The organism is Marinomonas sp. S3726 (assembly GCF_000967665.1).
In the GTDB taxonomy this organism is placed as follows: Bacteria; Pseudomonadota; Gammaproteobacteria; order Pseudomonadales; family Marinomonadaceae; genus Marinomonas.
This window is the reverse complement of record NZ_JXYC01000025.1, coordinates 70,462-96,881: the sequence shown is the minus strand read 5'-3', so window position 1 is coordinate 96,881 and position 26,420 is coordinate 70,462. Positions and strand designations below refer to the sequence as shown.

Sequence of the window (26,420 nt, the reverse complement as noted above, 5' to 3'; positions counted from 1 at the left end):
TAATGATGTACAGATATCATTTATGCATATTCATTCTCAATTAGAAATGTTTCTTACAACAGAACCACCACCCACTAGAGCGGCGGCAGAACTTGAGTGATGGGGGGAGCGAAAAGGTCTTTCTTGCCAGAACCAGTCAGCGCCCATTTTTCTCCCTGATACAGACTGAACACTAGCCACCGCAAGGGATTCAACCTCTGTCATACTTGGCATAATACCAGGAAGACGTGAAGCCAACATGGTTTTACCTGTGCCTGGAGGGCCAATGAATAAAAGATTATGACCACCCGCCGCGGCAACTTCTAAAGCACGCCTTGCTTGAAATTGGCCTTTTACATCAGCCATATCCTTATATTGTTTTTCCCTTCTTTCAGCCAGCTCAGCAATACAAGGGTTTAAGAAAGACTGCTTCATTAAGAAGCTGGTAACTTGAGTAAGGTGAACTGCTGCTAAATGATTAGATTCCACCAAGGCTGCTTCCATTTGATTGTCGATAGGTAAGATCAACTGCCTGCCCGCTTTCGCAGCTGCAATGGCTGAGGGTAATAAACCCGGCACTCCTCGAATATCGCCAGACAGAGCTAATTCTCCCACAAATTCATATTCGTCCAGTTCAACCTTGCCCAACTGCCCTGAGGCAACCAAGATACTCACAGCAATCGCTAAATCATAACGTCCGCCTTCTTTGGGTAAATCTGCAGGCGCCAAGTTGATGGTGATGCGCTTAGTAGGAAATTCAAACTTACTCATCATAATCGCGCTGCGTACTCTGTCTTTAGACTCTCGTACCGCCGCTTCTGGTAAGCCGACAATACTCAACGCAGGTAAACCGTTTGATATATGGGTTTCAACCGTCACTAGGGGGGAGTCGACACCAACACGGGCACGACTAAACACTCTCGCTAAACTCATGATCACTCCTTGATCAAAAAGCCTGAAAACAATAAGAAAAAGGAAGCAAGATGCTTCCCTCAGAATGACACTTAACCACTCCCTGTGAGTTAAGCCTCTTTTTAAGCATAGCAGCTAACTCATAGATTTCACTGAGTTATTTCTAAATAACTACTTAATACTTAAAGGATTATCACCCATTTTTTAAACTAGGTTTTTGATTTAGCCCCTGTACATTGTCTTTGATAGTGATAAAGTGAATGCTCAATGGAGTTAATATTATTGATCAATTCATAACTAATTTAAGGAGGATTCTATGTCTTTGTGGTGTGTTACCAACCCACGCCTTTTTGGTATTCGTATCCGCTCAAGAGTTTTTGATATCGCGCTGCGATAATCTCGACTTGAGCGAATTTTTTACGACTGAGTGATTAACTGTCTGAAGACAGTCTAAAACCTCACCCGAACACCTTCCCTCATGTTCGAAGAATTATTGTCAGCTTTGACAACGGCCTTTTGCGCCAAAAATTCTTGAGAATATTATGAGCACTTTTTTAACAGCACAATCCCTAACACTTGCACACTCAACCAAACCTTTATTTACAGCGCTAAACTTCACCATACAAAGTGGCGACAAAATTGGTCTTATCGGCCATAACGGCTGTGGTAAAAGCTCTCTACTTAAGTTGCTCAATGGTGAATATGACGCCAGCGAAGGCAATATCGCTAAGGCAAATCACTGCTTAATGAGCTATGTAGAACAACATATACCCCCAACCTTAGAATCTAGCAGTCTAATTAATGCCTTAGCCGAAACTCTCGACGAGACAGAGCATTGGCGAGCAGAGTTAATGCTATCTGAGTTGGGCTTTGCTGAGCATGAATATCAGATGCAAGTCAGTCATGCCAGTGGTGGCCAACAAATGCGGCTTCTACTGGCTCGCGCCATAATTAATGAACCTGATTTACTCTTATTAGACGAACCTAGTAACCATTTAGACCTTACCTCCCTAATGTGGTTAGAGAGCTTTTTATCCCGTTGGAAAGGCTCATTTATTCTTGTCTCTCATGACCAAGTGCTACTTGATGCCATCACAAATACTACTTGGATTATGCGTGATAAATCTTTACATCACTTCGCTCTAAGCTGTACTCAAGCAAGAGCAGCACTGGATGAAAAGGATGAGCAGGACAGGCAAAGATACCAAGGTGAGCAGAAAGAAATCGATAGAATAGAAAAGAGTGCAAAGCGTTTAGCCACTTGGGGGAAAGTTTATGACAATGAAGATCTCGCCCGTAAAGCAAAAACCATGTACGCCAGAAAAGAACGATTAGAAGAAGAGCAAACAGAGTTAAGCGAGGGTACGCCTTGGCGATTACAACTTGAGGGAGAGGCCTTGCCGGCTAATCGTTTACTTGAAACCAGCCCTTTTATGCTAACGCCACCACAAAGTGAGAGACAGCTCTTTCATATGCCTGAAATGCGCATCAAGAGTGGTGATCGTATCGCGGTACTAGGTAATAATGCCTGTGGTAAATCTACTTTACTCAACCTTTTACATGCTTTTTATCTTGAGCAAACACAAAAGCAGCAAGGCATATTAAAGCCAGACGTTAACTTTCACCCTAGTTGTCGTTTAGGTTATTACGATCAATCTCAAAACCAGCTTAATGATGAAGATTCTCTGGTAGAGGCTTTAGGCCATTTCAGTACTTTAACTAATGAAGAAGCAAAACGAGCCCTGATTAATGCAGGCTTTGAATATGCTCGTCATATACAGAAAGTCTCCTCATTAAGCGGTGGAGAACGTGCCCGCTTGCTGTTTATTGGACTTAGTTTAGCGAACTTTCATCTGGTGTTTTTAGATGAGCCGACTAACCATCTAGATATGGAAGGCAAGGAAGAGCTAGTAGACACACTCCATACCTTCCAAGGTGCCAGCTTAATAGTGAGTCATGATAGAAGTTTAATCGAGCAAGCTTGTAATCGATTCTGGTTTATTCAAAAGGGTGAACTTACGGAGTATTTCAATGTTGAAGAGGTATATCAAAACATCTCAGAAAAGAGTGAGCATAAGGCTCTAGTTAAAGGCAATTATTCTAGTAAGGAGAGAATCTCTCAAGATGGGGCAAATTCCACCCAATTACAAAATCTTGATGAAGAAGCCATGCTAGAGCGCTTAATTGAGCTTGAAACCTTACTAGAGGATGACTTAAAACGAAAAGCTAAGCGCCAGAAGCCTAAGTTACAAGCACAATGGCGTAATGAAATTGAGAAACTTCAGGCGAAGCTCTAGGAAAGCTGAGACCAAAACATCAAAGGGTGCAAACAAGGGATATTGGCGTTTGCACCTGATTTAAGGTGAGATAAAAGATGCGACTTAACCACTCCCTGTGAGTTAAGCCTCATTTTAAGCATAGTCGCTAACTCATCAATTTCACGGGAATATTTCACTTTATGAGAAAAGGTTCATCCTGCGTCACTTCGTTTTTCATAAGCTTTGGCCAAGTAAAATAGAAGGCTGAGCCCTTACCGACCTCTGATTCTAGATATACCTTGCCACCATAATGCTCCACAATTTTTTTAATCAGTGCCAAGCCCATACCGCTACCTTCCACTTCGTCCCTTGGTTTAAGCGTTTTAAACATTTTAAAAATTTCTTCAAAGTAATCTGTTTCGATACCAGGGCCATCATCTTTAACCATAAATGTGTAAAATTCGTCGCTTTCTTCACTGCTAATTTGAATTAGCCCCTCTCCTTTCTCATGGTGCTTAAATGCATTATTCAGGAGGTTACGTACCACCTGTTCAAAGGGTGACTTCAATGTTTCAAAAACAGGTAAAGGTGAAACTATCTCCAACTCAAACTTGTCATTCGGTGAGTAAAGTGGAAACAAACCTTCAATCAGCTCCTGAGTATCAAGTAAAGCCAATGATGCTTGCTGCCGATTGGCACGAGAGTATTCCAAAAGATCATTTAACAGAGTATCTAAACGCTTAACCCTGCTATTAATCAAAGTCAGATTCTGAGGAACCTCCTCAAATTTGCCTTCTTCAATATCTTCTAACACCCAGTTTGAAAGCTGGCTAATCCCCCTTAATGGCGTCTTAAGATCATGAGATGCCACATAAGCAAAATCATCTAGGTCGCGATTAGAACGAGCCAGCTCCTGTGCTAAATCTTGCGCACTTTGTTTTGCACTTTCAGATTCTTTCATGAGCAAGGAGAGGCTTACTTTTTGCTGCTCCAAGCTTGTCACATGCTGGTTTAAAAGTTCATTTTGTTCTGATAGTGCACAAGTTCGCTCCGCCACAGTTTCCTCTAACTGACGATTTTGTGCTTGTAATAAGCCACTCAAATTACTAATTCGACGTGTCTTCATGACTGCCACTTGTAGGGCATAAAAAGATAAAGCTAATAAGAAACTAATTAGACCGCCACCTACTAAAATCCAGTTAGTTATGCTTGGAGACTCAATTTTTTGCTTTAATGCTTCATTTAAAGCGAGGTTTAATTGCCAGTGCCTATCAGGAATTTGAATATCAAAACTAAAAACACCATCCAATGTTTCTTGGCCATAAAGTAGGCTTGTTTCGTCTGTTTCTATGTCATACAGGGTAATCTTTAAACCGATATTATCAGCTTGCTCTCGAGCATTTTCCATCAGGGTATCAATTCGAAAAACGCCTGTAACATAGCCAACTAAAGACTGACTCCTTTCTTCTACTGTTTTAGGCATACTAACCTTTTCAAATACAGGCGCTATGATCAAAAAACCATATGACTCACCGGTTTCTTGCACTAAACGGATTTTAGAGGTTGCTGTCATCAACCCCGTATCTCTCGCCATAATTAATGAGGCGTTACGAGTTGAATTACTACTCAAGTCAAACCCTTGAGCAGCCTTATTAATTAAATAAGGGCGAATATAGGTTACTGGAGTGTAGGTGGCTTTGGGCTTACTTGCGGCTAAAGCGCCACTCTCATCCCGCACTTTAATTAAAAAATCACCTTGTTGCCCTCTTAGCCTTGCTTCAAAATCTTTTCTATCCTCATGATGTACCAAAGGCACCCAGCTTAAGGCTTGAATATAGTGCCGCTGCTCAATGCCCAATACATCCATATATTGGTTAAATTCATTTTGGGAAGAAGCTTTTGATTTGGCGGAATAGAAGGCTTGTAAGGCTTGAAGATCATTCGCGGATTTATCTATCGCATCTTGAAAGTGAATAGATATCTGCTTTGCCACATTCTCTAACTTAGTATATTCCTGATTAACTAAACGAGCACTGACAGCAATGGTTAAGTAATAAGCACCTACCAAGCCTAATAGGCCAAGGCTAATTGCAAAAAACAGTGCTTTGAAATATACCTTGCCCATTCGTTAACGTCCTTTCAAACTCTCACCATTAGAAAATCACAGCCATGCCTTAGAGGGCATAAAAGCTGAGAAAAGCATGCATCCTTAACATTAGACTATAGCCAAATTTTCATTTTTATCTTGGTAAAAGCCTAACAAAGACAAGCGCTAAACAAGGCAGGAGTATATTGAGAGAAATACGATTACATGAAGACGAGAAGTGACTTAACCATTTACAAACCGTTAAGTCACAAGCAATTAAACCAGAGAAGAAATAAAGTGTGAGCTATTTATAATAGCAAGGTTATTCATACCAACCATGCCACTTACTAAAGCCTAAATCGATCAACTGTTGTTGTGAGATAGGGGTCGTTATCTTATTGGCAATTTCCCTGACCTGCTCTAATTCAGAACATGCCATATGCAAAGTCCAGCCAGTTTCATTATCACAACAAACGACGATACGAGAGTAAGGAATATCCCCAGCCAGCTTAGCGTCGTAAGAATCAAAGAAGACCCAAACTTTATTCCCTAAAAAATAATTTGGCCAGTTTTGATCAGCCTCTCTAAGCTCATCAATATAAACAAAATCCCTTGGTTTTTTTCTTGTGAGCTCCATTTGTTAACCTCTAAGCTATTTTCATCTGATGAGTAATAAGCTCATCTTACCGTTAGCAACAAGCCTCTAATAGGGACAAATTGTCGCTGTTACAAAATGATAGTCAGCTTGTCCCATTAACTCATAAGCAAAATATACCTTTCTGGGTATATCCCACGAATAGGCACTAGTCGTATCTTTATGAAAACGGAGACATGCCTAGATAGTTTGGTTATGTCGAGGCCAATAATGCTTACTTAGAAACTTTTCTGGGTATAAAGATAGAGAAAGATTATGTCACAGTCTTCACATACAACATCTTATTACGCTGCATCTGCAAATGATAAAGTACAGCGCCCTAGCCTAAATCAAGATATCAGCAGCGATATCTGCGTCATTGGTGCTGGCTTTACCGGCATGTCTAGTGCACTACATCTTGCTGAGCAAGGCTTTAGTGTCACTGTACTTGAAGGAACTCGCATTGGTTTTGGTGCATCAGGTCGTAACGGTGGCCAGATAGTACATAGTTATAGTCGTGATGTAGATTTTATCGAAAAACATTATGGCAAAAGTACAGGTCAGGCAATGGGCAAGATGGCCTTTGAAGGTGCCAAGGTAATTCGTCGCTTCGTCAAAGATTACAGCATTGATTGTGACTTGAAAGACGGCGGTATTTTCGCAGCCTGTAATCCAAAACAAATGCGTGAGCTTGAAGGCAAAAAGAAACTATGGGAGTCCCATGGACACCAAGATCTTGAGCTTTTATCTGCAACCGATGTGCAAAACTATATTGGCAGTGATAGATACTCAGGTGCCCTATTAGATAAATCAGGTGGCCACTTTCACCCATTAAATTTGGTGCTGGGTGAAGCGGCTGCATTTGAAGGCCTTGGTGGTGTTATCTATGAAGACTCAAAAGTAATAGGTATAGAAGAAGGCGAAAGAGCTGTCGTACGTACCGAAAATGGCAGTGTCACAGCTAACTATGTGGTTGTTGCCGGTAATGCTTATTTAGAAGGTTTGGTGCCTAAGCTTCAAGCGAAAGCCATGCCTTGTGGTACTCAAGTCATCACCACAGAACCACTAAGCCAAGCCCAACAAGATGCTTTACTACCAAATGGCCAATGTGTGGAAGACTGTAACTACCTACTCGATTATTACCGTCTCTCTGGTGATGGCCGCCTTATTTATGGTGGCGGTGTGACTTATGGCGCCCGTGAACCAGATAAGATAGAAGCACTAATTACCCCTAAGATGCTAAAAACCTTCCCTGAACTAAAAGGTGTCAGAGTCGATTTTGCTTGGACAGGTAACTTCCTACTAACACTTATGCGCCTACCTCAACTAGGCCGAATTGGTAGCAATATTTATTATGCCCAAGGCTATAGTGGCCATGGCGTCACCTGTTCTCACTTAGCAGGCAAGGTGATTTGTGATGCGATTCAAGGCGACGCCAAACGCTTTGATGTGTTTGCAGGCCTACCACAATATCCATTCCCAGGGGGACAAGCACTACGTATTCCCTATACCGCCATGGGTGCTTGGTATTACAACATGCGAGATAAGCTCGGCATCTAATTTAAAGCGTGATTTATATAGGGTGAACATCAGGTTCACCCTTCTCTAACCTTTTATTAGGGCCTTTCTATGACAGGGTTATCCGCTCGCACAGCCTTTTTTATTCTTTTTTCAGTGGCCTTCATCTGGGGAGCCGAATTTGTACTAGTGGACTTAGCCGTGGCTAAAGTCTCAACTAACCTATTCAATGCTCTGCGTTTTGCCCTAGCAAGCTTGGCTTTGCTGCCGCTTTATTTCATCAAGAAAGAAGTCATTGACGCTGATGTCCTAGGCCGTCTTTTCCTAGCTGGCTTTAGTTTGGGCTTTTTGCTCTTTATTGGTTTTTACGCTCAAACAGAAGGTATGCGTTTTACCAGTGTCGCCAATGCAGGCTTCATTACAGGTCTTAGTGTGCCACTTGTCCCTGTACTGGCTTTTCTTGTGTTTAGGCAAAGTGCCAGTTGGAATGTTTGGCTAGGTGTTGTGTGTGCCACATTAGGCCTTTACTTGCTCACAGTCGGAGATAAGCTCAGCTTTAACCAAGGTGATAGTCTGGTATTAATTTGTGCCTTTGCCTTCGCTTTTCATATTCTACTTACCGACAAGTTTGTGACGAACTTGCCCATTATCAGTTTAAGCATAATACAAATGGCAGCGGTCGCTATTTATAGCCTGATAGCCTTAATGTTTACGCCAGAAATGATAAACCAAGAGACCTCTAGCCTTTCATTCAATATCAGTATCTTGCTCGACCCCATCGTCCTCAGTGGTATTCTAGTCACAGGCCTACTTGGTAGCGCGTATGCTTATTGGGCACAATCCGCCTGCCAGCGCCATTTAGAACCAGCCAAAGTGGCCTTAATTTTTGCCACTGAACCTGTCTTCGCGTTTCTTTCTGCTTGGGTATTTTTAGGGGAAGTTTTAGGCTTTAAAGGCAGTCTAGGTGCCCTACTTATTCTAGCGGCAATACTAGTTTCTGAGTTAGGTCACACTTTGACAGACAAAAGCTTGTTTAAAAATATTCGAGGTCAGAAGCCTAATTAAGATGCTGTTTCAATAAAGCCAATAGCATGAGTTTAAGGTCCGCCAGAGTGCGTTTTGCGCGCTCTGGATTTTGGTTTACAACCACTAAGAAAGCACTGTGGCTAGTCTCAAGGTACAAGCGCCCTAACCTTTCTCTCTCTTTAATATGAGAATTAATTCCCATACGCTTAAATAACGCCGCCATATGGGAGATAACAAGCTCATCATGTTCCGTATCTAAGCTGCGAAGCTCAGGGACAGAAAACATCGCCTGTACCAAGGTTAAAATGGCTTTTTGTTTTTTGTAGGCTTTCAGGTTGAGGGCTAATATCTGCTCAAGTAAATCATCAAGAGGAATCGTCTCTATCTCCCAAGCACTGATCTTGGTTAATACCTTTTCGATCTCCTCTAGCCATTCACTGGCCATGGCATACAAGATGGCATGCTTATTCGGGAAATAGTGGTATAAAGATCCCACCGAAATACCGACTTCTTTGGCAATTAATACTGTGGTGAGGTCATCCAAACCTACCCTCTCAAGTAGCTCGCTCGTCACATCCATAATCTTTTTAGAGCGTTCTTTCGAACGTCCCTGCACAGGGGCAGAACGACGAGTGAGGTCTTGTTTTTTCACTTTTTCTATAGAGGTTTGATTAGATGACACTTGCGGCATTAAAGAGGTTCCGGTTTCGCTTTATATTGGATTGGTGCAATTCTAAGCCATTATAAAGCAAACAGGCTAGGAGAGATTAAACTCTCTCCCTGCTTTTCTAGAATAATCTATCTCTTAATGAGTAATAAAGCATACCTGCCACTAGCCCGGGCCAACGTAACAAAGTCCCACCAGGGAAACTTGGAGATGGCATTTTTGCAAAGACATCAAAACCATGGCTTTGTCCTGCAACCGCTTCGGCCATGAGCTTTCCGCCTAGGGTTGCCATCGCTACACCATGGCCAGAATAGCCCTGCGCTACCAAGACATTGGGTTCAATTCGCTGGAAAAATGGCATCCTATTAAGTGTAATGGCTAAGGTGCCACCCCAGCCATAATCTATCTTGGTTTGGCTAAGTTCAGGATAAAACTCCAGCATATACTTACGTACAAATTGGCCAATATCAGAGGGGAATTTAGAGGTATAGTTTTCACCTCCTCCCCATAGCAGCCGATTATCCGCCGACAATTTAAAATAATTAATCACAAACTTTGAGTCAGCCACAGCCACATCTTGTGGATTAATTCGAGCACAGATTTCATCGCCTAAAGGCTCAGTAGCTAAGATAAAATTATTAATAGGCATAATTTTACCTGCGATTCTTGGCTCTAAGTTCCCCAAGTAGCCATTGCAAGCTAATAAAACAAACTTGGCTTTCACACAGCCTTTATCCGTATTCACTTGGACTTGGTTTCCTGTCTGATAGTCAGTTACACGACTGTCTTCAAAGATTTTAACCCCAGCGTTATCTGCCGCCTGCGCTAATCCTAGTGCGTAGTTCAATGGATGAAGATGCGCACCTTGCTTCCAGTACTCTCCACCATGGTATTTATCCGAGCCTAGCATGGCAGACACTTGAGCCTTATCTAGATACTCAATATCTTGATAGTTAAGCTTGCTCTGCTTGTAATCCACGCTCTGCTTAAGCTCTTCACAATGTTTAGCTTTATTCGCCACATGTAAAACGCCTTGCTTAAGGTCACATTGAATTTGGTGCTTTTCAATCAGATCTTTGACCAGATCGACCGAATCTAAAGACATTTGCCATAATAGGTCCGCGCTTTCCTTCCCGACCTTGGCGATCATGTCTTCGTGGGACATATTATGCCCTTGGCAAACCTGACCACCATTTCGGCCAGAGGCTCCCCAAGCCACTTTATGGGCTTCTAGCAAAATAACCGAATAACCCTTTTCAGCTAAATGTAATGCTGCTGACAGTCCTGTAAAGCCGCCACCTATGATACAAACATCGCAATCTTCATCACCCACTAAGCTGGCATAGTCTTTTTTGCTATTCGCAGAATCAAGGTAATAGGATGCTTGGTAGCCAGTTAAACTCATTTAATGCTCCAGAATATAGGGCTAAAAACTTTATAAACCTTAAATTGAGTAAGATCTAAAACAATAAACCGAATATTAATTCGGATTTATTCTAGTTACAAGCACCATTTTTCGTGTTTTTTATTCACTTAGCTATTGCTTTAATAAATTCTTTAAAATAACCTAAAAGCGAATGATGATTCGGTTTAATGTTTTCAATCATCATCCAGAAGATTACAAATTGGCATTAGGCATAGCGATATAGGTCTGCCAAACTATGAACCAGAGTCCATACAATAAAGGTGATTTATGGAAGCCATAAAGCGGTTTCTCACAGACAATCTAATTACAGAAGTTGAATCCACCCTGCCTGATATGACAGGCAATGCCCGTGGCAAATTCTATCCCACTAAAAAGTTTCTTGATGAAAAAGGCGGACGCATTCCTGAAACGCTACTAGTGCAAACGGTCACTGGTGACTGGGCCGACAATCATTATGATATTGTCGATCCAAGTGACAGGGATATGGTGCTAACCCCTGATGCCAATACCATTCGTTTGGTGCCTTGGGCGAATGAACCAACAGCACAAGTCATTAATGACTGTTACACAGTGGAAGGAGAACTTCACCCTCTTGCTAGCCGCTCGGTTCTTAAAAAAGTGCTCGCCCTATATGAAAAAGAAGGCCTAAAGCCTGTTATCGCACCGGAAGTTGAGTTCTACCTTATCCAGAAAAACAATGACCCTGACTCTGAGTTAAAACCCGCTATTGGCCGTTCTGGCCGTCGCGAAACAGCGCGCCAGTCATACAGCATAGATGCGGTCAATGAGTTTGATCCTGTCATTGATACCCTATATCAATACTGTGAAGCTCAAGGTTTAGATGTGGACACCCTCATCCATGAAACCGGTGCTGCACAGATGGAAATTAACTTTCTTCATGGTGACCCTCTAGACCTTGCCGATCAAGTGTTCGTATTTAAGCGCACCTTGAGAGAGACTGCGATTAAGCATGGCATTTACGCAACCTTCATGGCCAAGCCAATGCAAAATGAGCCAGGTAGCTCAATGCATATTCACCAAAGTCTGATTGACGTAAAAACCGGTGAAAACATTTTTGCCAGCGATACAGAGCAGTTCAGTGAACGCTTCTATCACTATCTGGGCGGTTTGCAAAAATTCACCCCACACGCTATCAGCTTTTTTGCCCCTAACGTCAATTCTTATCGTCGCTTTGCACCTGAAATTTCAGCGCCAATTAATATGAAATGGGGCATAGATAACCGTACGACAGGCCTTAGAGCGCCTGCGGCACCAAAAGCAGCAACTCGTATTGAAAACCGCTTTCCAGGCGCCGACAGTAACCCTTACCTTGCTATAGCAGCCAGTTTAGCGTGTGGCTATTTAGGTTTAAAAGGTGAAATGAAACCAAGTAAACCAACCTCCGATGCCGCTGCAGAAGAAGGCGATATGGTCGAGCTAGCACGCTCTCTTGAAGAAGGTTTGCGACTACTTGAAGAATGCCCTGAATTAACCGAAATTATGGGAGCTCAATTCGTAGAAGCCTATATTGGCGTTAAACGAGCAGAGTTTGAAACCTTTCATAAGGTAATCAGCTCTTGGGAAAGGGAATTCTTATTACTCAATGTGTAGGTTTCATTTAATGAGACCTATGGGACTTTCAACTTTAAAGCAATAAAAAACAAATGCGATGAAACTGGGTTTTCATGGCACATATAAAAAGAGGCTATTCAGATGAAAATCAATTTAACATCTCGTTTTACCCTAGGCTTATCTAGCTTGACCTTAGCTTGCACTCTGGCTGGCCAGGTTCAGGCACAAGAAGAGCTCAAGCTGTATAACTGGTCTGACTATATCGCCGAAGATACCATTGCTAATTTCGAAAAAGAAACGGGTATCAAGGTGACTTATGATGTCTATGACTCTAATGAAACGCTTGAAGCAAAACTGCTTGCTGGTAATTCGGGTTATGACCTTGTTGTTCCTAGTTCCTACTTTATGGAACTACAAATCAAAGCGGGAGTATTTCTGCCACTTGATAGAAGCAAGCTGACGAATTGGCATCATCTGGACCCTTTTTTAATGTCTTCTCTTGAGAAGAAAGACCCAGAAAACAAATATGGTGTGCCTTATTTATGGGGTACAACCGGCATAGGTTATAACCCACAAATGGTGGCTAAAGCCCTTGGCGAAGATGCGCCTGTAGATAGCTGGGATCTGATCTTCAAACCTGAATATATGGAAAAGCTAGCTAACTGTGGCGTGACTTATTTGGACTCTCCCGATGAAATGGTCACCATAGCACTGCATTACACAGGTCAGGACATAGGCAAAACCAAACGCTCTGATTTCAAACCATCGAGTCCTGCGGGCAAAGCCTTAAAAAATGCGAGACCCTTTATTAAACAATTCCACTCATCCCAATATGTGAATGATCTAGCCAATGGCGACAGCTGTGTCGCAGTGGGCTTCTCGGGAGATGTTTTCCAAGCAGCAGCCCGTGCGGAAGAAGCAGATAATGGTGTGGAAGTGGTATATAGCATTCCAAAAGAAGGCAGTGAAATCTGGTTCGATATGCTAGCTATCCCTGCGGATGCGAAGAATCCTGATAATGCCCATAAGTTTATCAACTACATTTTACGTCCTGACGTAATAGCAAACATCACCAACTATGTCTGGTATGCAAACCCAAACCCAGCTTCAAACAGCTTGATTGATGCTGAGATAATAGAAGACCCAGCCATTTATCCAAATGATGAGACTCGCTCAAAACTTTATATGAGTTCCCAGCTTCCTTCTAAGCTTGCTAAGGTACGAAATCGCCTTTGGTCTGATCTAAAAACAGGCCGCTAGATGATTCTTAAGTTAACTTAAAAATCATCTATACCTCTTTATCTAAGTTTCAAGTGATGCAACTTGTCGGCCCCTTTTGGGGCCTTTTTTTGTGTTTAAAGCAGGCCAATATGATGAAAAGTATTTAGCATATTCCCTATTATTTTTTCCAGACCAGCTACACTGAACTAACATTATTAGTAAAACTAACTTACGCCTATTCTTATGCTCAAACAGGGACTTCTGCATAAAGGCAGAAAGGTACTGAATGAGTCACCCTATTATTTTTACTTTAGTTTGCCTTATTTTGTCGTTGAGCCTGCCTAGTATTAGCTATGCAGATACCAAAATTCCCTTACGTATACTCACTTGGGAAGGTTATGTCACAGAAGAAGAGCTTGCCGAGGTCAATCAAACACTTGAGCAACGCGGTTATAACTATGAAGCCCAAGTTATTTCCCCTTATTCAGAAGGGGCTGAGCAAATGTTCGCTCAAATCAGAGCCCATCAAGTGGACGTTGCTTTTCTCACACTATTCTTTATCAAGATGGACTTAGAGCAAACATCTAAACTGCTACAGCCTATCAATATTCATTCCCCTAGATTAAACAATTACAAGCACCTCATTCCTACATTAACTCACTTACCTATGGGCCTTAATGCCAGCAAGCAGCCCTTATACATTCCTTGGGGAGGCGGTACTTATGGCTTTTATGTGAACAGAAATAAAGTCTCAAAAATTGATGTTCCCACTTCTATCAAGGAGTTATGGCAAGGACATTGGAAAGGCAAATACTCTCTCAATAAAAGCCAAGAGTGGTACAACATAGGCCTTAGTTTAATGAGCCTTGATAAGTCTCCTTTTTTTATTTATGAAGCAGTACAAACAGGCAATTTAGATGAGATCAATCAAGAAAAAAAGATACTGGAAGAACAGCTCGTTCAACTCTATGCCAATGCAGGTGATTTTTGGCGAGTCTCACCAGAGTTCAAAGAGGGATTACACATTATTAGTAGTTGGGGCCCTGAAATAGCAAGGGAAAATGCCAAAGGGGCTAACTGGCAAATGATACATTTTAAAGAAGGGCAAATGGCTTGGCTTGATACTATCAACTTCACGAAAGAAGTCAGTGGTAGAAAACTAGAAGCAGCAGAAATATTCGCAAACTTCTTCATAGGCAAAAAAGTACAAAGTCGTATTACACAAAAACTCTCCATGGTAGCCGCCTCATCAGAAGTGACACCTAACCCAAATTTAGGCGACCCTAGCCAAGTATTTAAAGCCGAAATGTTCGTCCCCCCTTACGACAAAATAAGCTACGACATAATGGAAAGGTTTGTCGAAAAAGCAAATCATCACATTAAATATCATGGCCTTGATTAGCCCAAGAAATGACTAAGCCAATAAACCAGACCAACTGAGATGAGATACAACCCCTTTTAAAACAACAACATAGAAAACATAAAGTTATTGTAAATATTGAAACCAAAACAGCCCTTAAAGCAAAAATAAGGGCTGCTTTTTTACAATAACAATAATCCTCATCATTAACTCCTCTTTTACTTAGCCTCTTATTTTACTCAACCAAGCTCTTCCTTCTTCGAGCAGTCACAGCTAAATATGCGCCCAATAGGGCACCGAAAACACTGACAAAAATAGCGGTATACAAAAGCAGATCTTGCAACAGATAAACACCTGCTAACAAAGCGACAATAAGTCCTGCTAGAGGTTGTGCTAGGTTATTTAAAAAAATCAGAACGCCTGTGCTTTTTCCTAAATTTTCCATAGGTATCAGCTCTTTACGCAAGCTTCGTAAAAAGACACCGAACATTTTGTCAAAACCGACTATAAGTAAAAATCCTACTAGATAGACTAGATAATCTTGGCTTAGGGCCGTCATAAAAAACCCTATACACATGGCAATGAAAGCAGTCGCGCCCATAAACACAAGGCTCAGAGAGTAACGCGCAATAAAAAGTAAAATTAATAAACTGACAAGTACAGCTAGACTCTGTAAAAGTGCATAGGCGGATTCAGACTGAGCAAACAACCCCGTATAAATAGGCGCCATACTGGCCAGTGTCATACCCAAAATTAGGTTGATACAAAATGCCACCAGCACAACGGGCACTAAGCCAGGTAAACCGATTATTTGCTTACAAGCTAACGTCAGTTGAGTGTAGAAAAAGACACACCAAGATGAGATTGATGTCATTTTAGCAGGAAGACCTTTTACCTCCTCTTGCAGTCTAGAATGGGCAAAGCGCCACCAATGCTTTAAGCCTAGATCCGATAAGAGAAACAACAAAATACATATAGAAATACTCACCTGCCAGCTAAAATAAACAAGTAGTAAACCCGCTAAGATAGGCCCTAACACCATGCCTAATTGGCTTGCTAAGCTTGAATAAGACAAGACCTTTTCGAACCTTGCAGTTTTAAAAGCTTGTACCAAAATCATCTCCCTGGCCATTAGCGCAAAGCTGGTTGCAACACCCACTAAAGCGGCCATCCCCATCAACCAATAAATGCTCTCCGCTAAATAGAAGCCAAGTAAACCAAAGGGAATAATGACAGCTCGCACACGTTGGCTCACTGACACGATGCGATAGGGCGCAATAAGATCACATAAGATACCGGCAATAGGAAAGGCCAAAAAACGCGGTAAGGTTTCGAAGAAGAAAGCTAAGCCTGATAAAGCACCACTGCCAGTCATCTGAAAGATAACCAAGGGCACCATAAATAAAATGATCTGATCGGCGAGGCGAGAGAGAAACAAAGACGAGAAAAATAAACTATCCCTAGGGTTCACTTGTACTCCTTGTTGAACGCTATTCTAAATAAAGCTCATCCATAGTATCAGAAACCTTCTCCTTTCAACCTGATAAACATAAAAAAAGCCCCACCCTGATATTCAGAGTGAGGCTTTTTAGTTTGTCTGAAACAAGCCTTAGCTATTTAGCTTCGCCTTTAATTTCATCGATACGATTAGCAATCTTAGTCAGTTCTGGTCTGTGCTGACGAATTTCGTCTGTGCTTAAACCGTCAAACTCATGAGGGAAAACTAGCCACTCATCCGTTTCATACACATAAAAGTCAGGAGTACGGCCAGACTTGTTGTTCTTAGGCTTGTAGTAAGGCGTCGCGATACGAATCTCTGGCGTATTCTTTTTACAGGCTTTTTGAATATCAACTATGGTTTGCTGAATACTTAAACCACTGTCATGTACATCATCAACAATCAGTAGACTGTCTTCTGATTCAAGACGTTTAATCAGGTAAGTCAAGCCGTGTACCTTCACATTCTTATTACGCTCACCAATCGCATCATAAGAAGAAGTACGAATCGCAATATGATCAGATTCCACACCTAGAACATGCAGCAACTCTTGTACTGCGATGCCGACTGGTGCACCACCACGCCAAACACCCACAATGTAATCAGGACGAAAGCCGCTGTCGTAAATTTTTAGCGCTAACTCGAACGAGTCTTCTAATAATTTTTGAGCACTGATAAATACTTTATCCATGATATTACCCTTTAATAAATATTCGCCGTCATCATTTTTCAATCATAACAGTTTCTGGTTTTAGTGATTTAGCGACACGCACTCAATACTGAAAGATGCTGACTAAACTGTTTAATAAATAAGCAATCTAGGCTAAAAATTTTAAAGGCGCAAAGATAAAGGAATTAGCAACTAAAACCAATGTTAAAGCGACATTTTTACTATTTTTTTTACCCTTAATAACCGACTTATCAGGTGAAACCCATTAATATCTCACCCAGCAAAAAATTAGCCAAGATATGAAAATATAAGAAGGAGTAAGCAGGATAAAAAAACTAAAAGCCGAGCGCAGATTTTATCAAACTAAAAGCTTGCTCATATAAATCTCATCCACATACTCACTCTCAATTTTGAGAGACTGACGTTTGATACCTTCTTGTTCAAACCCATGGGAAAGATAAAGCTTTATTGCCTTATGATTATGAGCCATGACTGTCAGTTCTAATCGAGTAAAACCATGTTGTGAAGCCCATAACTCAAGTGAGTTTAGCAGCTCTCGTCCGAGACCTTTGCCTGTGTAGGCTGTTTGAATTCCCATAACACAATAGAGGTTGTGCTTATTCCGCCTTGCAGTACTGCCTATACCTATACAAAAGCCGACAATACACTTATTCACCTCTAGCACCCAGAAAACCTTACTACTTGAGAGTGTGAAGTCAGACAAGATAGACTCTTGCTGCTCAAGTGTAAGCTGCTGCTCTCCTACTTCATGCAGCATAAAGTGACTTTCTTTTGCCAGCTTCTCACTCAAGTTTAAAATGTGTTTTGCATCAGCCACTCTGGCATGTCGTATCACTGCGATATCCTTATACTCTCTCAATTATTCCCTCAATTAATCTCTCAGCAGACTTATCTATGGCATATACCAAGATTCAAGCTCTCACTATTTAACGGATTCGAATACTTTAATGACACCCTCCTCCACCAGCTCATCATACGCCTTGTTTACCTTATCAATGATCTCTTGAGAGGTGCCAAGACTAAATGCCATGTAAGGGGTGAATTCAAATAGTTTCATGACCCTGGTAAGAGCCTCTGATTCTACGCCCATCTGCTTTGTTACATGAGCAAAACTTTTTTCACTGACTGCGACTAAATCCACATACCCTCTTAGAAGATGCTCCAAATTCAGTTTTTGATCTGTACTGACAGGCACTATAGCTTGTGAAACCCCATTATTTTTTAAAAAGAGGTAGCCCATACTGTCTTTGATAACCCCTATCTTATATTGCTTTGCCTCTTCAAGGTTGGATACTTTAATATTCTTACTATCACTTAACTTAAATAGAGAACCCGTGTCTTGCTTTGCTAAAGGCCTAGACCAAATAAACATATCTTCTCTTACAGGCATACGCACTATGGTATAGATAAGAACATTTTCTTTCTGTTGAGCAATACGATAAGCACGAGACCAAGGGTATAGGGTAATTTTATAATCAATACCCGCTCGATCTAACACCTTGACGACAATATCCGTAGATTGGCCCTTAATTTCTCCTTTATCCTCATAGTTATAAGGGCGCCAATTCTCTGTTAAGACCTGCAGAAAAGTTTCGGCAGCTGAGAGAGCAGAAGTAAAAGAAAGGACTAATAAAACTAACAAGTATTTCAACATCTATTCCTAGCAATTTATCGCAAGCGACTACTTAGCTTAAACCAGAAGTCAGTAACTAGGGAGGCTGCGATTATAAGGTGCGCCACTCCCTAGAGGTAAGAACGCTTGGTCACGCCTTTTGGGCCATACTGAAAAAGAGGTGACTTAATCACAGAGCCCTAGCTTTGTCTTACAGTATAAGACTAAAGTCTAATGCCTATTTGATAATTTTCACTTTTTTCATCCTATTCGAAACATAACCTAAGACTTTAAAGAGAAGGATGCTCAGTCATAAATAGTGACTACCCAGACCCTCCCTTTTGTTTTTTATGACAGATTAGATTTTCTATAGTCAGCCTTTGGAAATACTCGATTACATTTTCATCTAAAATTTGTCATTCTCTTTCTCTTCAACAAAACCCATCAACTTACCTATTCGAGCGTTCAAGAGTGACACTGGAAACCGCTTTACTTCTATTTATAACAGGCCTTGCCTGTGGTGCGATTAATGCGATTTCAGGCGGCTCTAGCTTATTAAGCTTTCCTGTATTAATCAGCACAGGTTTACCTGCAAACATAGCGAACGCCAGCAACTTTCTCGCCACTATGCCAGGTTATGCGGCAGCTATCCCTTTTTATAGAAAAGAGTTTAAACAGATAAAGTCAGCACTTTTTAGCATTCTATTAGCCGGCTTATTAGGCGCAATCACTGGCTCGTTACTCTTATTAGTCAGTTCATCTGACTTTTTTGTTCGGCTCACCCCTTACCTCTTACTAAGCGCTACCTTACTGTATGCCTTTGGCAATAAAATCCATCAGTTAGTGATGAAACACTGGCAGGGACTGGCATTGAAAAATGGTAAATCTGGACAGTTTCTTGTGTACGCCTTTTCTATTTACGGTGGTTTTTTCGGCGCAGGTATGGGCATTATCATGTTTTCACTGTTGCGCATCATGGGCTATAGCGACTTCCATCAAGCCAATGCCATTAAGAATCTGATGATTACACTCATGTCTTTAATCAGTGTGGCTATCTTTATTTTTGGCGGCTTAATCGCGTGGCCAGAAGCATTAATCATCATGCTAGGCTCAGGCATTGGCGGTTATCAAATGGTGAAGTATGCCCATAAGGTGTCTCAGACATGGCTAAGTTATTTCATCATAATGTTAGGCCTTGGCTTCTCTCTCTATTACTTTTTACAGCCGATATAAAATACCAAAGAAGGCACAAAAGCAGATTAAAGCGGGGTTAATCATGGCAAAACTCACCTTGATTAACCCCGCTTCCGAGAAATTAAAACCTATGGGTTCCTTGCTCAATTTCAGTTTGAAGTTCTTGTGTTAAAGGCACATATGCCTCGCTATTTGGCAGGCGAACATATAGAGGCTCCTGAACCTTTTTAAGACAAAAACCATCTTCTTTAAGAGGGACTTTTTTATGTTTAAAAGTACCCGTCATTTCCACCCCTTTACTGATACGTAAGAACAAAGGAATAGCATAGTTTGGCATGTCTTTTTTCAGTTCATTCAACATCTTATTAAAGTCGAACTCCTCTAACTGACAATCAAGACGAATAGACGCCATACCAGCACGACCATTGGTATTCGGTATCTCTACTCCATACACAACAGTTTCACTGACGTTATCGACCGCATCAATGAGCATCTCTACTTCGGTGGTCGAGACATTCTCCCCTTTCCAGCGAAAAGTATCCCCAGTGCGGTCCACAAATTGCGCATGACGAAAGCCGATATCACGCATCAGATCACCCGTATTAAACCAAGCATCTCCCTCTTTAAAGACATTACGCATGATGCATTTTTCACTTTTCTCAGCATCTGTGTAGCCATGAAATGGGCTTTTCGTTGTGATCTCACCTATCAATAAACCCACTTCGCCACGCTTCACTTTACGTAGTTTGCCGTTGGCATCGGTCAAAGCCTTATCATTTTCTTTATCGTACTCAACAATGGCGTAAGGGTAAGGAGAGAAGCCCACGGTACGATCAAAGTTAAGCACATTGGTAAAGCCAATATTGCCTTCACTTGAAGCATAAAACTCCATAATTTTTGGGATATCAAAGCGCTGCTTAAATTCATCCCAAATAGAAGCTCGCATACCATTTCCCACGATCACTCTTATGCCGTTTTGAGCCTCATCAGGCACAGGCGCTTGCTCTACTAAATAGCGGCACAGCTCTCCCACGTAACCAAAAGAGGTAGCTTGGTACTTTTTCACATCAGGCCAAAAGCCACTGGCACTGAACTTCTTAGTCATCACCAAGCAGGCATTACCTGCCAGTACTGAGCTCCAGCAAATCGCCATGGCGGTAGCATGATAAAAAGGCAAAGGCACATACATACGGTCTGAGGCTTTCAAACGCACAGAAGCAAAACCAAATGAACCATAGGCTTTCATATAGCGGCCATGGTTAAAGACAACCGCTTTCGGCATCCCAGTAGTGCCTGAGGTATAGATGTAAAAACAAGGATCATCTGGGTAAATAGATTGGCATTGGGCTGGATTGCTTTCGCCTTGATCTTCAATCAGCTGTGCTAGATTCTGCCAGCCATCAGGTGCTTGGCTGGGTGTCGATAAGGTGTTTTGATCAGCAAGGTAATAATGTTTGTCTTCAGGAACATGGCTCTCTTCACGAATGGCTTGATACGCTTCTAAACACTCTTGGCCCACTAACATCATCTTAGGTTCAACCAAGTTAATGCTATAGGATAAAACCTTACCCTTTTGAGCCGTATTCACCATAGCGGCAATTGCACCAATTTTGGCGCAGGCACCGACTACCGCAAGTAGCTCAGGGCGGTTCTCTATCATGACAGCAATACAATCCCCTTTTTGGATTCCTTGCGACAAGAAGTAATGCGCTAATCGATTAATCCAGCGATTGAACTCTAAATAAGTAAGCTGCCTATCTTGATATAAAATGGCCAAGCCATCAGGATTCTCATTCACACATTTTTCAATACAGAGACCTAACCCCACGTTTTTAGATTTGTCTGAGGTGTTGGCAATCTTTAATCCTTTTACCAAACTAGGTAAGCCCGCCAAAATACTTGGGACCTTGCTAATTATCTTCCTTTTGCTGATCAGTGTCTGTGTACTCATTACCGACTCCTAAGCTTTCTTCATACTTTTTATTGTTATTTTCTAGCGAGACCCAACTAAGTTTCAGGCCCGCTTTATCAGGAATTATTATTACTTAGAGTATAAAAATTGCTCAGTATGACTTATGTCATTATGTTGCAAGATACTGGCAATTTGTCTCACTAGACTTATAGAAATGGCAAAAAGTAATAAAGGCCAAAAGAGAATCTAAGGTGAATTCTAGGTTCCCAAAGGCTTAATATTTGAAAATTACAGAAGAGGTAAGGTGAAAAGAGGCAAGAGGGTTTTCGCTTAGAGCTTCCCTAACCCCTTAAAGAAAGTGACGAGATGAGCGAACGCTGTTTCATCAGTTGACGATATTTATTCGGCGTCATATTAAACCAAGATTTAAAAGCACGATAAAAAGCACTGGGCTCTTTAAAGCCTAGAGCCTCACTAATTTCATCAAAGATATGCTGATCAGAAATTAAAAAGTGCACCACTTTTTCCTTTCTCACTTCAGCTAAGATGGCTCTGAAATTCGTACCTTCCTGTGCAAGTTTCCTGTGTAAAGTTTGCCTGCTCATATTGAGTTTGATGGCCACCTCATGGGAATTAAAGCGTCCTGTTTTAATGCCTTCAGCAATCAGGTGCTTAACCTGACTATGTAAACTAGACTCAGTTTGATTCACCTTATCCATGTTTCTATCTATATAGCCAAGCAGAGCATCTTTAATAAATTCATTCGCGGTTTTAATTGGCAGGGCGAGCATGTCATTAGCAATATCAATGAAAGCAAACTCTTGATCAAAATTTACCTGTGGCCCAAATATTTCATGGTATTGCGCCACATAGTCAGGCTTTGAATAAGGGAACCCAACTCGAATAGGCAGAACCTTTGTATCAGACAAACGACCAGCCCAGGTAATGGCTGCACTTAAGCTTCGCTCTATTTCACTAATCCTTATCCCTTTTGGATAGGCGTTTTTATAGAGAAGACGACAGCCCCATTTATAGGTTTGTAATTGCACTTTTTCGCACTGATTCATCAGGGCAATATTATCCACAAAGTTTTGCAGCGCTTCTCTTAGGTCGGCAGAATGTATTAATAATTGAGATAAGACACCCACCAGCTTGGTATTGATTTGAGTGCCAACTATCAGGCCAATATTGGGCTTTACCCCATCTGTCATCGCCAAATCCCAAAGCCTTTCTTGTAGCTGAACAGGCACACGCAATGACACGTCATTTAGCTGTTCTCGGCTATAACCTAATAGGGACTCAATATCAGATGAGACTATGCCCTCTTTATTGAGCACTTCATAAAGGTCTAATAAGGCGGCAGATGATGTGGTGGCTTGCAACTAAATTCTCCCTGATCAAGCTTCCATATATCTGGCAGCCCATCTAGTAAAGCAAAAATAAGAAGCCTAAAAGTACCCTACAAACCAAGGAATGTTAACGGGTAGAAAAAGTGTCATGACTGCAAGACATATGAGGAAAAGCTAAATTAAAGTTGAAGCGGCACTCTCCTAGGCTTTCAATGCCTAAGATTACAATCAGAAAAGAACCCGTCACCGGCTCCACACTCACTGCACATAAGGCCTAATATCTCATATTTTTCTGATACAAAGCCTCACATAAACCCGAAGATTGAGGAATTTTCTGCGCTTTCAATAAAAGAATGAAATAAGGCTGATAGGGTTAATAGCATAGCAAATGAGTTCGATTTCAAACCTTCAATTAATAACGTTTTATTAAGGATGATGAGTCATGATTATTTCTGCCGAAAAATTTAAAGCACATGTAAAAAGAGGCAAATGGCATACTAAAAGTAGCCGTCTTAATACTGTGATTACCAAGCTAACAACTTACCATACAAGTAAAAGTGACCTTAACTTAAGAGCCTTACAAGCCAGTGTGGTTGACTGGGCAAAACAAGACCCTAAAGAGTTCCTTGCCACCAATTTAAACTCAAAAAATGCCGTTTATGATTTTTATGCCGAAGTAAATTGCCAGTTTTACTTAAAAAAACTGGGGCCTTTTCAAGGTAAGGCACAACCAAAAGGCTTAGTATTTATTCCCTTTGCTGGGCAGAACTCAAAAGAGTTCAAAGTAAAATCAGAGCAATGGAATGAGGCCGAAAAAGTAAACCTTTCAGGCGGTATTGACGCGAAAAAGTATCGCCAATTTGATATCGTGATTTGGGAGGATAAAATTGTCAGTGATGAGGTAAAAGACTTACCTACCACTAACTCAGAAATCTTTATCCGAGCACATGGCTCTATTGGAGCAACGCATGTCAGCACCCGTAATACACCCGTAGAGAACGAAGCAAGTATCACGACAGCAGTCAGTGTGACTGAAGTGTGTGATAGGTTAATCAGTAGCGGTTTGAAAACAAGTTACGCTGGTAATATTCATTTCTACTCTTGTTACAGTGGCGTCGATATCATCCCTCAAAAGATGAAAGAGACCCAAGCAAAGCAAAAAACAAAAATCGAAAATGGCCAGACAGTCAAGAAAGAGCACCTAGTAGGGCCAGACTGCATCGCCCGCATTGGCGCTAAGTATTTAAAATCAAAAGGATATGTAAACGCGAAATTCTTTGGTTACCTTGGCCCCTTAAAATCTGAATACTCTAAGCCTGAGTTCGAAGAGGACAATATCAGAACCCCTGTTATTAAAGAGGAGATTGATGACTTCATGCACAGATATGTCCAAATTTGCCCCCAAGGTTATAACATTTTAGGTTCTACTGGGGTGTATATGGGCTCAGGCGATGTGGCAAAAACCTATCGAGCAAGAGCCGGTAGACGAGAGTTTTAAATCTTGTCTCACTCCTATTGAGCAAACGCTTTAAGCCACTTTAAAGCGTTTTACTAAGGCTAGTAACTCATCGGATAAACTTAACAAGCCATCGCCTTGGGCGCTGGCTTGTTCTGCGCCCTCTTTGCTTTCTAACATGATGTGGTTGATCTGACTCAGACTCTGGCTGATATCAGCCACTGTGAGTTTCTGCTCATCGGTGGCATTGGCGACCTGAGCATTCATGTCTCGCATCTGGCTAACAGATTCTAAAACCTGCACCAGTTGCTGCGTATTCTGAGACAAATTCTGACTGCATGATTGCGATTGCTCAGTACAGAACTGCATGCTTTTTGCCGTCTTTTCTGCCCCTAACTGCAAACTGGCTACCCGAGTTTCAATGTCACTAATCGAGCCTTGAGTACGGTTAGCGAGACTTCTTACCTCATCAGCAACCACAGAGAAGCCACGGCCACTTTCCCCCGCTCGTGCCGCTTCTATCGCGGCGTTCAAAGCTAACAGGTTAGTTTGTTCGGCAATCTCTTTAATTACATGGATAATATTACTAATGGCATCACTGTTTTGTTTTAAGCTAGTTACCTCTGCCATCGCCATATCCACTTGATTCGCCAAGGTCTGAATTTGCTCACTGTTTGCAATCAAACTTTGATGACTGTTTTGCAAAATCGATTGGGCTTTTTCGGCTTCTTCCAAGGTAGTTTGTGCATGCTGTGCCACGTCCAAAGCACTGGCTTCCATTTGCGTAGCTGTGGCAGCTAATCGCGCACTTTGCATACTTTGTTGCTCTACTCCACTAAGGCTTGTATGGCTTATATCTCGGCTGGTATTAGCACTGGTATGAACAGCGGTGACTGTATCTAGAATCTGTTTGACCAAGCTGCGCCATTCACGGGACAAGGCATTACTACTTTGAGTCAACTGAGTCAGTTCATCATGACCTTTTTCTTCAACCTGGCTCACTAGATCCCCTTCACGCATATGGGACATCCCCAAAACCACACGTTTTAACGAGGTTTGTATATAACGCACTAAGGTAAAGCCAAGCAGCAAAGATAACACCGCCGCCAGTACCGCCCCTAAAATGAGTAAAAGCTTACCTTGGCTGACACTGGTTGCTGTCTCATTCGCTAAGGTGTCAGCATGGATAGCTGCGCCATTAGAGAAATCTGCTATTTTCACACTATTTTGAGCAACCAGACCTTCTATTTTTACTAACAGAGCGCTTGATTTAGCCAAGGCTTGTTGAGCTTTAAGCTGCGACATTAGGGTTAAATTTGGTTCAAAAAGCTGGGCTTCAAACGGCTGCCAAATTTCAATCACTGACTCATAAGCTTCAGCATCTAACGCCTTTAATTCTTGGACTTTGGTATTAATGCGTTCGGCATATTTCTTCACTTCAGCCATAAGTTCATTATTGGTCTGCTCAGATTCAAGCACGGCCATCACTTTGTTAATCAAAAACGCCATATCATTGTGTATGGGCTTTAGCAGTTGTAAATAATTAAGGCGGTATTCTTCATGCAGAAGGTCCTCTACCGTGAAAGGCAGTTCATCCACTAAATAACGAAACTCTTCCTCCTGTTCCGCCATAATGGCTTTAGCCCGATTGAATCTTTGACGCTCATTTATCATGCTTTGAGCATGTTGAAACATGGTATGGGTTAGCGCTTTAATTTCATCGATTTGTTCCCCATTCGTCAGCTTGGCTAAGCTATCAAAATTAGAGGTAAATTTATCGTTTAGCTCTTGCAACTGCTGGCCCACATTAAATGTGTCATCACTCGCTGTATCCTGATGCAAGAAGGCTAATAAAAGATATTTAGTTTGAGCTAAATTGGCTTCTAGATTGGCACTCATATACATGCGTGGCGAGCTGTCATTTACCACGGCATTAACCGTCTCACTCACTTGATTAAAACTTTTAAATGACACAAAAGACGTCACGAGAAATAAGAATAGGACACTTCCCATAGTGATAATAATGCGCTGACTTACACTCATTTTCAT

Annotated in this window: 20 protein-coding genes; 8 read left to right on the top strand and 12 right to left on the bottom strand. The window is 41.6% G+C overall.

Translation table 11 applies throughout. The features are described 5' to 3' along the window. Positions 1-36 precede the first annotated feature (36 nt). The gene (locus tag TW85_RS19160; RefSeq protein WP_046018771.1) at positions 37-912 is read right to left on the bottom strand and encodes a magnesium chelatase domain-containing protein; all 876 of its coding nucleotides are present in this window, start codon (positions 910-912) and stop codon (positions 37-39) included. Positions 913-1,433: 521 nt separating this feature from the next. Between TW85_RS19160 and TW85_RS19155 the strand changes: the two genes are divergently transcribed. Beyond that, on the top strand, positions 1,434-3,188 hold the full coding sequence (locus TW85_RS19155; RefSeq protein ID WP_046018747.1) for an ABC-F family ATP-binding cassette domain-containing protein: 1,755 nt from the start codon (positions 1,434-1,436) through the stop codon (positions 3,186-3,188). Between the two features lie 154 nt (positions 3,189-3,342). On the opposite strand, the gene TW85_RS25645 is transcribed toward TW85_RS19155, so the two are convergent. Together TW85_RS25645 and TW85_RS19145 are read right to left on the bottom strand one after the other, a co-directional pair. Further along, positions 3,343-5,274: a CHASE domain-containing protein gene (locus tag TW85_RS25645; protein WP_052702303.1), complete on the bottom strand. Its 1,932-nt coding sequence runs from the start codon at positions 5,272-5,274 to the stop codon at positions 3,343-3,345. Between the two features lie 283 nt (positions 5,275-5,557). Continuing rightward, positions 5,558-5,872: a hypothetical protein gene (locus TW85_RS19145; RefSeq protein ID WP_046018746.1), complete on the bottom strand. Its 315-nt coding sequence runs from the start codon at positions 5,870-5,872 to the stop codon at positions 5,558-5,560. A 273-nt stretch (positions 5,873-6,145) separates the two neighbouring features. On the opposite strand from TW85_RS19145, the gene TW85_RS19140 reads away from it, so the two are divergent. Both TW85_RS19140 and TW85_RS19135 read left to right on the top strand, forming a co-directional pair. Then, positions 6,146-7,429: an FAD-binding oxidoreductase gene (locus TW85_RS19140; protein WP_046018745.1), complete on the top strand. Its 1,284-nt coding sequence runs from the start codon at positions 6,146-6,148 to the stop codon at positions 7,427-7,429. A 69-nt stretch (positions 7,430-7,498) separates the two neighbouring features. Further along, a complete protein-coding gene (locus TW85_RS19135; protein ID WP_046018744.1) occupies positions 7,499-8,452 on the top strand; it encodes a DMT family transporter in 954 nt (317 codons plus the stop codon). Here TW85_RS19135 and TW85_RS19130 read toward each other — a convergent pair. After that, the gene (locus TW85_RS19130) at positions 8,445-9,104 is read right to left on the bottom strand and encodes a TetR/AcrR family transcriptional regulator (RefSeq protein ID WP_046018743.1); all 660 of its coding nucleotides are present in this window, start codon (positions 9,102-9,104) and stop codon (positions 8,445-8,447) included. The genes TW85_RS19135 and TW85_RS19130 overlap by 8 nt on opposite strands. A gap of 97 nt (positions 9,105-9,201) precedes the next feature. After that, positions 9,202-10,485 carry an FAD-binding oxidoreductase gene (locus TW85_RS19125; RefSeq protein WP_046018742.1) on the bottom strand — a complete coding sequence of 428 codons (1,284 nt, stop codon included), beginning with the start codon at positions 10,483-10,485 and terminating at the stop codon, positions 9,202-9,204. A gap of 288 nt (positions 10,486-10,773) precedes the next feature. Here TW85_RS19125 and TW85_RS19120 point away from each other — a divergent pair, with 288 nt between their 5' ends. The 3 genes from TW85_RS19120 to TW85_RS19110 all read left to right on the top strand — a co-directional run bounded on the left by TW85_RS19120 (position 10,774) and on the right by TW85_RS19110 (position 14,701). Beyond that, complete coding sequence (locus tag TW85_RS19120; protein WP_046018741.1) at positions 10,774-12,117, top strand: glutamine synthetase family protein; 1,344 nt, start codon at positions 10,774-10,776, stop codon at positions 12,115-12,117. 102 nt (positions 12,118-12,219) lie between these two features. After that, positions 12,220-13,338: a polyamine ABC transporter substrate-binding protein gene (locus tag TW85_RS19115; RefSeq protein WP_046018740.1), complete on the top strand. Its 1,119-nt coding sequence runs from the start codon at positions 12,220-12,222 to the stop codon at positions 13,336-13,338. Positions 13,339-13,585: 247 nt separating this feature from the next. Further along, positions 13,586-14,701 (top strand): PotD/PotF family extracellular solute-binding protein, encoded by a 1,116-nt coding sequence (locus TW85_RS19110; RefSeq protein ID WP_052702302.1) that lies wholly within the window; start codon positions 13,586-13,588, stop codon positions 14,699-14,701. Between the two features lie 193 nt (positions 14,702-14,894). Here TW85_RS19110 and TW85_RS19105 read toward each other — a convergent pair whose 3' ends face one another. The 4 genes from TW85_RS19105 to TW85_RS19090 all read right to left on the bottom strand — a co-directional run bounded on the left by TW85_RS19105 (position 14,895) and on the right by TW85_RS19090 (position 18,499). After that, the gene (locus TW85_RS19105) at positions 14,895-16,130 is read right to left on the bottom strand and encodes an MFS transporter (protein WP_046018739.1); all 1,236 of its coding nucleotides are present in this window, start codon (positions 16,128-16,130) and stop codon (positions 14,895-14,897) included. 142 nt (positions 16,131-16,272) lie between these two features. Beyond that, positions 16,273-16,848: a phosphoribosyltransferase family protein gene (locus tag TW85_RS19100; RefSeq protein WP_046018738.1), complete on the bottom strand. Its 576-nt coding sequence runs from the start codon at positions 16,846-16,848 to the stop codon at positions 16,273-16,275. A 337-nt stretch (positions 16,849-17,185) separates the two neighbouring features. Next, positions 17,186-17,707 (bottom strand): GNAT family N-acetyltransferase, encoded by a 522-nt coding sequence (locus tag TW85_RS19095; RefSeq protein WP_046018737.1) that lies wholly within the window; start codon positions 17,705-17,707, stop codon positions 17,186-17,188. A gap of 63 nt (positions 17,708-17,770) precedes the next feature. Then, a complete protein-coding gene (locus TW85_RS19090; RefSeq protein WP_162197511.1) occupies positions 17,771-18,499 on the bottom strand; it encodes a transporter substrate-binding domain-containing protein in 729 nt (242 codons plus the stop codon). A gap of 432 nt (positions 18,500-18,931) precedes the next feature. On the opposite strand from TW85_RS19090, the gene TW85_RS19085 reads away from it, so the two are divergent. Then, entirely contained in the window at positions 18,932-19,693 is a 762-nt protein-coding gene (locus TW85_RS19085; RefSeq protein ID WP_046018735.1) for a sulfite exporter TauE/SafE family protein, read from the top strand. Between the two features lie 82 nt (positions 19,694-19,775). Here TW85_RS19085 and TW85_RS19080 read toward each other — a convergent pair whose 3' ends face one another. After that, on the bottom strand, positions 19,776-21,605 hold the full coding sequence (locus tag TW85_RS19080) for a long-chain-acyl-CoA synthetase (protein WP_046018734.1): 1,830 nt from the start codon (positions 21,603-21,605) through the stop codon (positions 19,776-19,778). Positions 21,606-21,907: 302 nt separating this feature from the next. Further along, the gene (locus TW85_RS19075) at positions 21,908-22,948 is read right to left on the bottom strand and encodes an AraC family transcriptional regulator (RefSeq protein WP_046018733.1); all 1,041 of its coding nucleotides are present in this window, start codon (positions 22,946-22,948) and stop codon (positions 21,908-21,910) included. A gap of 409 nt (positions 22,949-23,357) precedes the next feature. Here TW85_RS19075 and TW85_RS19070 point away from each other — a divergent pair, with 409 nt between their 5' ends. Further along, the gene (locus TW85_RS19070; protein ID WP_046018732.1) at positions 23,358-24,413 is read left to right on the top strand and encodes a hypothetical protein; all 1,056 of its coding nucleotides are present in this window, start codon (positions 23,358-23,360) and stop codon (positions 24,411-24,413) included. Between the two features lie 30 nt (positions 24,414-24,443). Here the strand turns inward: TW85_RS19070 and TW85_RS19065 are convergent, their stop codons facing one another. After that, the gene (locus tag TW85_RS19065) at positions 24,444-26,420 is read right to left on the bottom strand and encodes a methyl-accepting chemotaxis protein (protein WP_046018731.1); all 1,977 of its coding nucleotides are present in this window, start codon (positions 26,418-26,420) and stop codon (positions 24,444-24,446) included.